Below are 7814 nucleotides of genomic sequence, written 5' to 3'. Positions count from 1 at the left end.
AATGCGTCCAGCGCCTCCACCGTGCCCATTCCCTTGCCCCCATCGATTGCTTCGGGGCAGACGTACTACGACGGTTCGACGACGCTGGGCGCGACCAGCCACGACGAAGCCCGCACCCGACCTGCGACCTGCGCCCTCTTTCCAGGAGACGGCCGATGACAACGAACCCCACTCTCACCGACCTCGCCCACAAGGCGACCGCAGCCCGCGCCGAACCCTCCTACGGCCACGACGCCCTGATCACCTGCGACCGCCTCGTCCGCATCTTCACCACCGACGGCGTAGAGGTCCAGGCTCTCCAGGGCCTCGACCTCCTCGTCCGCGAGGGCGAACTCCTCGCCCTCGTCGGCGCGTCCGGCAGCGGCAAGTCCACCCTCATGAACATCCTCGCCGGCCTGGACACCCCCACCGCCGGCGCCGCCCGGGTCGCGGGCCACGACCTCCTCGCCATGACCCCCAAGTCCCGCCTGGCCTACCGCCGCACCACCGTCGGCTTCGTCTGGCAGCAGACCTCCCGCAACCTCCTCCCCTACCTGACCGCCGCCCAGAACATCACCCTCCCGATGCAGCTGTCCGGTACCCGGGCGTCCCGCCGCGCCCACACCGAACGCGCCCTGGAACTCCTGGAGTTGCTGGAGGTGGCCGACTGCCGGGACCGCCGCCCCCACCAGATGTCCGGCGGCCAGCAGCAACGCGTCGCGATCGCCGTGGCGTTGGCGAACAGCCCCGCCGTCCTGCTCGCCGACGAACCCACCGGCGAACTCGACTCCCGCACCGCGGAACAGATCTTCGGCGCGTTCCGCACCGCCAACGAACAGCTCGGCACGACGATCGTGATCGTCACCCACGACCAGGCGGTCGCCGGCGAGGTCCGCCGCACGGTCGCGATCCGCGACGGCCGCACCTCCACGGAGGTCCTGCGCCGCAGCGAGGTCGACGCGGCGACGGGCCACGAGACGGTCGTCGCCCGCGAGTACGCGATGCTCGATCGGGCGGGCCGTCTCCAACTCCCGAAGGAGTACACGCAGAGCCTGGGCATGCGTGACCGCGTGGCACTGGAACTGGAACGGGACCACATCGCCGTATGGCCCGACGACAGCGCGAAGGATTAGCCGGACTCAGCGCACGCTGACGCCCAGCGTCCCAAGTCCCCCTTGCCGTACGGCGATCGAGCCGTAGGGCGTCCGCAGCCGCAGCCAGGCTCCTGAGGAGAAGAGCGCCAACTCCCCCTCAGCCCGCAGGAATCCGAGCGACTGGGCCGCGTGCACGACCCGCACGGGGAGCCCGGTCTCCCCCACGGTCCGGGACCAGATCTCCCGTCCGAGCCGGTCGAGCGCGGCCCGGGTGCGCTCCTCGGGCACCAACTCCTCGGTGCGGGAACGGAATTCGGAGACCCCGGCATGGACGAGTGCCCGTAGCGCGTCGACCGCCGGCAGTCCGGCGACCGACCGCCACCCGCCGCGCGGCGGCAGCACCCCGGCCCACGGCGGCCCGGTCACGGCCTGCGGTACGACGGCGGTCGCGGCCGACTCCTCGACGGACTCCAGGAGTTCACCCGCGGAGACGGTCACGTCGAGGGTGACGTCCAGCCCGTTCTCGTACGGCTTGGCGAGCCGCACCGCGCGGATCGCCAGGACCTCGAAGGACGGCGGGCGCCCGAAGACGGCGAGCGCGGTGCCCGCGCCCTGGAGGCGTACCGCGGCACCGCGGTCGTAGTGGAGCAGCCGGGAGAGGAAGGCCGCGAGGTCCGCCGCCTCCCCCTCGTCGGCGAGGTGGAGCACCGTCATGCGGCGACGGCCTCCTCCTCGTCGTCGTCCCGGTAGCCCTCCAGGAACTCCCGCTCGTCGGCGGTGATCCGGCGGGGCCGCTGGGCCGCGAAGTCGAACGGCACGACCACCGTCGAGGCCCGCACGTAGATCAGGTCGTCGTCCTTCACCTCGTAGGTGATGGTGAAGGACGCGGCCCTTATCTCAGTGATCCACAGCTCGATGTCCACCGGGTGGTGCCGGTGGACGAGCTGCCGCTTGTAGTCGATCTCGTGCCTCGCCACCACGGACCCCTGCTGGAAGTCCTTCTCCGGACGGAACAGGAAGTCGATACGGGCTTCTTCCAGGTAGCGGATGAAGACCGCGTTGTTGACGTGCCCGTAGGCATCCATGTCCGACCAACGCAGCGGGCAGCGGTAGATGTGGCGCAAGACCGATCAGCCCCGGGTCAGCTTCTTGTAGGTGGCGCGGTGCGGACGGGCCGCGTCCGGGCCGAGCCGCTCGACCTTGTTCTTCTCGTACGACTCGAAGTTGCCCTCGAACCAGAACCACTTGGACTCGCCCTCGTAGGCGAGGATGTGGGTGGCGACCCGGTCCAGGAACCACCGGTCGTGGGAGACGACCACGGCCGCACCGGGGAACTCAAGGAGCGCGTTCTCCAGCGAGCCCAGGGTCTCGACGTCGAGGTCGTTGGTGGGCTCGTCGAGGAGCAGCAGGTTGCCGCCCTGCTTGAGGGTGAGCGCGAGGTTGAGACGGTTGCGCTCACCGCCGGAGAGGACGCCGGCGGGCTTCTGCTGGTCGGGTCCCTTGAAGCCGAACGCGGAGACGTACGCCCGCGAGGGCATCTCGACCTGGCCCACGTTGATGTAGTCCAGCTCGTCCGACACGACCGCCCAGAGGGTCTTCTTCGGGTCGATGTTCGCACGGCTCTGGTCGACGTAGGAGATCTTGACGGTCTCGCCGACCTTGATGGAGCCGGAGTCCGGGGTCTCCAGACCCTGGATCATCTTGAAGAGGGTGGTCTTGCCGGCGCCGTTGGGGCCGATGACACCGACGATGCCGTTACGGGGCAGGGTGAAGCTGAGGTCGTCGATGAGGAGCTTGTCGCCGAAGCCCTTGGAGAGGTTGGAGACCTCGACGACGATGCTGCCGAGCCTCGGGCCCGGCGGGATCTGGATCTCCTCGAAGTCCAGCTTCCGCATCTTGTCGGCCTCGGCGGCCATCTCCTCGTAGCGAGCGAGACGCGCCTTGGACTTGGCCTGCCGTCCCTTGGCGTTGGACCGCACCCACTCCAGCTCTTCCTTGAGCCGCTTGGCGCGCTTGGCGTCCTTCGCGCCCTCGACCTTGAGTCGGGTCTGCTTGGTCTCCAGGTACTTGGAGTAGTTGCCCTCGTAGCCGTGCAGCCGGCCGCGGTCGACCTCGCAGATCCAGCCGGCCACGTTGTCCAGGAAGTACCGGTCGTGGGTCACGGCGACGATGGTGCCGTCGTACTTCGCGAGGTGCTGCTCCAGCCAGTTCACCGACTCGGCGTCGAGGTGGTTGGTGGGCTCGTCGAGAAGCAGCAGGTCGGGCGCTTCGAGCAGCAGCTTGCAGAGCGCCACGCGCCGCTTCTCACCACCGGAGAGGTTGGTGACGGCCCAGTCGCCCGGGGGGCACCCGAGGGCGTCCATGGCCTGCTCCAGCTGAGCGTCGAGGTCCCACGCGTTCGCGTGGTCGAGCTCTTCCTGCAGCTTGCCCATCTCGTCGAGCAGGGCATCGCTGTAGTCGGTCGCCATGAGCTCGGCGATCTCGTTGAACCGGTCGAGCTTGCCCTTGACCTCGGCGACGCCCTCCTGGACGTTCTCCAGGACCGTCTTCTCCTCGTTGAGCGGGGGCTCCTGGAGGAGGATGCCGACGGTGTAGCCGGGCGCGAGGAACGCGTCGCCGTTCGACGGCTGGTCCAGCCCCGCCATGATCTTCAGGATCGTGGACTTACCGGCACCGTTCGGGCCGACCACACCGATCTTCGCGCCGGGCAGGAAGTTCAGCGAGACGTCGTCAAGGATGACCTTGTCGCCGATTGCCTTGCGCGTCTTGCGCATGGTGTAGATGTACTCAGCCAAGAGAAACCGTCCGGCAGCTTGAAATCTGGCAGTGGGCAGATACACCCCATCTTGCCCGACGTCCACCCTCGGGTGGTAACCCGTTTGGTCGTGGGGCTGTGACCTGGGGATTCACAGACCGAGGCCTGCGACTCCCCTGTCACTGTCGGGTGAACATGTCCTACCGTCTGCTGCCATGACGGCCCAGATCCCAGACGAGATACGCCTCCGGGGACAACGGTTCGCGGTCACCGCCGTCGACGGCTCCGGGCTGTTCGACCCGGCCGCGTACGGGATGCAGCCGCGGGCGACCAGTACCGGCTGTTATCGCGGCCGCGTCTGCCGGTACGTCGTCGATCAGGGCCTGCTGGTGTTGCACGAACTCGAGGTCGGGCTGGAAGGGGAGCCGCCCCCGCTGGCCGGTGTACGGCCCCGTCAGGATGAGAGCGGCTCACCGGCCTGGACCTACCGCGGGCTCGGCCTCCCCGCGGCCTTCACCGGCCGGCTCCTCGTCGGGGACGGGAAGCCCGACGAGATCCTGTACCTGAATATGGGGTTCCGGCCGGCCTGGATGTACCGGGAGGTCCGCGAACTCACCTTCTGGGACGGCACCCTGCTCTCCGTCACGGACCACTCCGCGGAACTCGCCGAGGTGCGCGCCGAGATCGGCACCACGGCCACCCGGCCGAGCCCGGGAGAACCCGTCCGCGAGTGGATCTCCCGCACCTTCTCCCTGTCGTACGCCTACAGCTGGCCGGGCCGGCGGTCCTAAGCCCGCGTCCGCAGGGCCCGGTGCGTCAGCAACAGTGCCGCCGCGGTCACCACCCCCGCCGCCCCCGCGGAGCGGAACGCGCGCGAGGAGCGCCAGGACAGGGTCGACCAGCGTGAGTACGCGGACAGGACCGATCCCGTGCTCATCCAGGAGCCCGCCGAGACCAGGGACAGCGCCGACCCCATCGAACCGACCGACAGCGCGCTGCCGATCGAGCCGATCGACAGGGCCGAGCCCACGGAGCCGATGGACAGCACGGAGCCCACCGACCCGATCGACAGCACCGAGTCGTGCGACCAGAGGGACAGGATCGAGAACGGAGGAGTGTCACGCCCGGGCACCGCGGTGGAGGGGGTCATGGGCCCCATTGTGCCGCCGCGGCACCGCGCGCGGTCAGTCCTGCGCCGACGTCTCCTTCTTGCGTACGAGGACCAGCGCCGCGCCCCCGATCAGGACCAGCCCGATGGCCGTACCGGCGATCAGCGGGGTCACGGCGGACCCGCCGGTCTCGGCGAGGTTCACGTCGGTCTCGGGCGTGACCACCGTGGCCGGGCTGGGGTCGCTGTAGGTCTGCGCCTGGGTGCCGGTCTCACTGCTCCGGGTACGGCAGTCCAGCACGCCGTTGAAGCGCTTCTCGAGACCGTCGGGCCCCTTGATCGTGAAGTCGTAGGCCTGGTCCTCCTGGAGCGGGACCGTCACCGTACGGCTCTCGGTCGCCGCGACGGAGTACTCGGTGCCCAGCAGGTCGAAGGTGAAGTCCTGGTCGCCCTCGTTGGCCACGGTGACGTCGAGGCCCCCCGCGGAGCAGTTCCGCTCGGCGGACAGTGCCGGTATCGCGCCCCGCTCGGCCCAGGTCGCGTCCGCCGTCGCCGAGACCGTCGACTCGCTGGACCCGGCGAGGATCAGGGTCTGGCTGCGGCTCTCGGAGGCGAAGGCCCGGCCGACCGGCACGGTGGTGGAGGCCTGGACGGTGAGCTCGACCGAGCCCGCCGCCGCGTCCTCGGGGACGTCGAACCAGATCCTGCTGCCGTCGACCGCGGAGGTCACCTCCTTGCCGTCCGCGTCCACGATCCGCACCCCGCTCGCGGCCGCGTCCGCCGGCGGGATCACCGTCGCGCCGGCCGCGTTGGTGTGCACCGTCACCGGGCCGATCCGCTCGCCGGGGCGGCCGGAGACCGCGGGCGGGTCGACCGTCAGCGACGCCTCGGGCTCGGCCGCGGCACGGGCGCTGCGCTCCAGGTAGTCGGCGAGCTTCTCGGCCTGCGGGTCGACCGCGTCGACGTCCACGTCGTCCGAGTAGCGCCAGATGGCCACCTGGGTGCCGGCCGCCGCGTCCTGCTCGGTCAGTCCGGCGCCGGTGCCCGCCGCGGCGGCGAGTGCGGCGAGGTCGTTGACCTGCGGGTAGGAGTTCTGCAGGATCCAACGGATCTTGCCCGCACCCTTGTTGGCGCCCAGCGCCGTCCCGCTCCAGTCGGTCTCGTGGTACTTGGCGCCCTTCTGCGTGGGGTTGTAGAGGTCCACGCAGTACGTCTGGAGGGTGCCGCCGCCCTCGACGGACATCTCGAACAGCCCGGCGGGCACCCGGAGATCACCGTCGGTGTCGTGTATCACCGCGTCGCCGTAGGTCTTGAGGTCGCCTATCGTCGCGGTCGCCCCGCCTCTGTCCGGTGCCGTGTCGTCCGCGGCCGCCGTGCCGGCACCGACCATCGCCACACCGGCCGCGAGCAGGCCGGAGACGAAGGTGGCGACGGCCATACGGGCTGCCCCCCGTCCGCGAACGGACCGGGTGGAGTACGCAGAAAGCACGGAATTCCCTTTCGAGCAGGACCCGTTGACGGGCGGGGTGGCGGCCCCACCACCGGGATCAGCAGCATCGGGAGCTGTGTTCGGCATCCTAGGGAGACGCGCGCACCGCGCTTCCCGGGAGGCCGCCGGAAGATCGATCCGACTCGGAATCGTTATCGCCGCCGCTTTTTGCGAGCGGGGCTTATCGACAAATCCACCTCGGATGACCGGGACGCACTCATCGATAAGCCGCGGTTCGGTCAGGATGACGTCCAGGTGACTGACGTCATGTCACCGCCACAGGCTCCAACTGCCGTTCGACCGCCGTCTCGCCGGCCGGTGTCTCCCAGGCCGGCTCCGGCCGGTCGGACGCGCCGGGCACGGCCCCCTCCGTCCGCTGGGTGCGCCGGAAGGCGGAGGTGCCGCGCGCCAGGTCGTGGCCGATCGCGACGGCGTCGATGTCGGCCGAGGTCCAGGACGGCTGCCCCTCGCGCCCTTCCGTGCGCACCTTCAGTCGGCCGTGGACGACCACGGGATCGCCGACGTTGAGCGATCCCGACACGTTCGTGGCGAGCTGGCGGTTGGCCCACACCGTGAAGAAGTTGGTGTGCCCGTCGGTCCATTCGTTCTTCTCGCGGTCCAGATAGCGCGCGGTCGCCGCCAGCCGGAACCGCACCGACGCGCCCGTCGCCAGCTCCCGGTACACCGGCTGCGTCGCCACGTTGCCCACCGCGCAGATCATCGTCTCGTTCATCGCGGGAATCCCCTCCTGACATGTGTACGGGCCCGTCCCGTACGGATGCCAGACTGCCTCCGTCGGGACGGGCCCGCTGAGCCCTGTGGACCACCGCCGGGTTGTGGAGAACTCCGCCACCCGATCGAGGGACACCCGAGCCGCCACGCAGGTCACCGGGGCCGATGGGTCACCCCACCCCGGCCCCCACGACCCTGACGTACTGCTCCCGCACCTCCCGGTACCGCAGCAGCTCCGCCGCCACCGGATCCAGCACCCGGGCTCGCCCGCACCCGGCCGCCGCCTCCCGCAGCCGCCGTTCCGCCTCCACGCCGTACCGCCGTGCCGGCCCCCGCGCCGCCATCCGGCAGCTCCACTCGACGAGCGGGCCGCCGATGATGCCCGCGACCATCAGCAGCACCGGCACGCCCAGGTTCGGTGCCATGAAGCCGACGATCTGCCCGACCAGCCAGAGCCCGCCGACGATCTGGAGGAGCGTCATGGCCGCCTGGGCCAGCACGGCCGCCGGCCACCAGCCCGGACGCGGCGGCCGGCCCGGCGGCAGCCCGGCCCGGGCCGAGACCATGGCCCAGTTGCGCTCCACCCACCAACAACAGGTCCTGAACCAGGTCCGGTTGGTGCGGCTGGCCCGGATCGAGGAGGAGAGCCGTACCAGG

The 7814-nt window shown here is 70.2% G+C and carries 8 protein-coding genes and 1 pseudogene; 2 read left to right on the top strand and 7 right to left on the bottom strand.

The genetic code is table 11. The features are described 5' to 3' along the window. Nucleotides 1-155: 155 nt before the first annotated feature. Nucleotides 156-1112, top strand: coding sequence for an ABC transporter ATP-binding protein (locus ABZ896_RS51160; protein ID WP_360945884.1), 957 nt, complete (start codon nt 156-158; stop codon nt 1110-1112). 6 nt (nt 1113-1118) lie between these two features. On the opposite strand, the gene ABZ896_RS51155 is transcribed toward ABZ896_RS51160, so the two are convergent. Genes ABZ896_RS51155 through ettA form a run of 3 tightly spaced genes read right to left on the bottom strand, consistent with a single transcriptional unit; the run spans nt 1119 to nt 3868 of the window. Next, the gene (locus ABZ896_RS51155) at nt 1119-1787 is read right to left on the bottom strand and encodes a hypothetical protein (protein ID WP_360945881.1); all 669 of its coding nucleotides are present in this window, start codon (nt 1785-1787) and stop codon (nt 1119-1121) included. Further along, the gene (locus ABZ896_RS51150) at nt 1784-2197 is read right to left on the bottom strand and encodes a thioesterase family protein (RefSeq protein ID WP_360945878.1); all 414 of its coding nucleotides are present in this window, start codon (nt 2195-2197) and stop codon (nt 1784-1786) included. The genes ABZ896_RS51155 and ABZ896_RS51150 overlap by 4 nt, the downstream gene beginning before the upstream one ends. 6 nt (nt 2198-2203) lie before the next feature. After that, nucleotides 2204-3868 carry an energy-dependent translational throttle protein EttA gene (gene ettA, locus ABZ896_RS51145; RefSeq protein WP_360945875.1) on the bottom strand — a complete coding sequence of 555 codons (1665 nt, stop codon included), beginning with the start codon at nt 3866-3868 and terminating at the stop codon, nt 2204-2206. A 175-nt stretch (nt 3869-4043) separates the two neighbouring features. Here ettA and ABZ896_RS51140 point away from each other — a divergent pair, with 175 nt between their 5' ends. Next, nucleotides 4044-4619, top strand: a complete 576-nt coding sequence (locus ABZ896_RS51140) for a hypothetical protein (RefSeq protein ID WP_360945872.1) — start codon at nt 4044-4046, stop codon at nt 4617-4619. On the opposite strand, the gene ABZ896_RS51135 is transcribed toward ABZ896_RS51140, so the two are convergent. The 4 genes and pseudogenes from ABZ896_RS51135 to ABZ896_RS51120 form a co-directional block, all read right to left on the bottom strand. Further along, complete coding sequence (locus ABZ896_RS51135) at nt 4616-4978, bottom strand: hypothetical protein (RefSeq protein ID WP_360945869.1); 363 nt, start codon at nt 4976-4978, stop codon at nt 4616-4618. The two genes, ABZ896_RS51140 and ABZ896_RS51135, sit on opposite strands and share 4 nt — an antisense overlap. 34 nt (nt 4979-5012) lie before the next feature. Continuing rightward, nucleotides 5013-6425, bottom strand: a complete 1413-nt coding sequence (locus tag ABZ896_RS51130) for a Cys-Gln thioester bond-forming surface protein (protein WP_360945866.1) — start codon at nt 6423-6425, stop codon at nt 5013-5015. A gap of 265 nt (nt 6426-6690) precedes the next feature. Beyond that, the gene (locus ABZ896_RS51125) at nt 6691-7158 is read right to left on the bottom strand and encodes a single-stranded DNA-binding protein (protein WP_360945863.1); all 468 of its coding nucleotides are present in this window, start codon (nt 7156-7158) and stop codon (nt 6691-6693) included. A 169-nt stretch (nt 7159-7327) separates the two neighbouring features. After that, nucleotides 7328-7720: pseudogene (locus ABZ896_RS51120) on the bottom strand (ATP-binding protein); the annotation flags it as partial. Between the last annotated feature and the right edge of the window lie 94 nt (nt 7721-7814).

This window comes from Streptomyces sp. NPDC047072 (genome assembly GCF_040643855.1).
Taxonomy (GTDB): domain Bacteria; phylum Actinomycetota; class Actinomycetes; order Streptomycetales; family Streptomycetaceae; genus Streptomyces.
This window is presented reverse-complemented; position numbering and strand designations above follow the sequence as displayed.

Bases quoted from the DNA above. Each gene is read 5' to 3' on its own strand.
- ABZ896_RS51160 (WP_360945884.1), top strand. From the start codon at position 156: ATGACAACGAACCCCACTCTCACCGACCTCGCCCACAAGGCGACCGCA.
- ABZ896_RS51125 (WP_360945863.1), bottom strand. From the start codon at position 7,158: ATGAACGAGACGATGATCTGCGCGGTGGGCAACGTGGCGACGCAGCCG.
- ABZ896_RS51155 (WP_360945881.1), bottom strand. From the start codon at position 1,787: ATGACGGTGCTCCACCTCGCCGACGAGGGGGAGGCGGCGGACCTCGCG.
- ABZ896_RS51135 (WP_360945869.1), bottom strand. From the start codon at position 4,978: ATGACCCCCTCCACCGCGGTGCCCGGGCGTGACACTCCTCCGTTCTCG.
- ABZ896_RS51140 (WP_360945872.1), top strand. From the start codon at position 4,044: ATGACGGCCCAGATCCCAGACGAGATACGCCTCCGGGGACAACGGTTC.